The organism is Vibrio sp. 10N.222.55.B11 (genome assembly GCF_041473705.1).
Lineage (GTDB): Bacteria > Pseudomonadota > Gammaproteobacteria > Enterobacterales > Vibrionaceae > Vibrio > Vibrio crassostreae_C.
Window position 1 is genome coordinate 1 of sequence record NZ_JBFRST010000177.1, and the last position, 348, is coordinate 348.

The window sequence follows — 348 nt, forward strand, 5'->3', positions numbered from 1 at the left end:
GCCACAAGGTGGCATAATTTCTCCAACATTAATGCTAATCACTCTCGCAGGGCTTGAACAACAAATAAAGTCCTTGGCTCTTAAGAAGAAAGCAAGAGCCAACTTTATTGGATACGCTGATGATTTTGTTGTCACTTGTACATCAAAGGATGTATTAGAGAACGACATAAAGCCATTGATTACTGAATTTCTACTAGAAAGAGGTCTAACACTTTCCGATGAAAAAACACGCACAACTCATATTGATGATGGATTCGATTTTCTAGGGTTTAACCACAGAAAATACAAAGGAAAGCTACTCATAAAACCGAGTAAAACCAATGTACTGTCATTCTTAAGTAACTTGCG

1 protein-coding gene is annotated in these 348 nt (G+C 37.1%); it reads left to right on the top strand.

Annotated elements, in window-relative coordinates; genetic code table 11:
* The coding region (locus tag AB4503_RS25610; RefSeq protein WP_372115931.1) for a reverse transcriptase domain-containing protein at nucleotides 1-348 on the top strand (348 nt) is incomplete at both ends.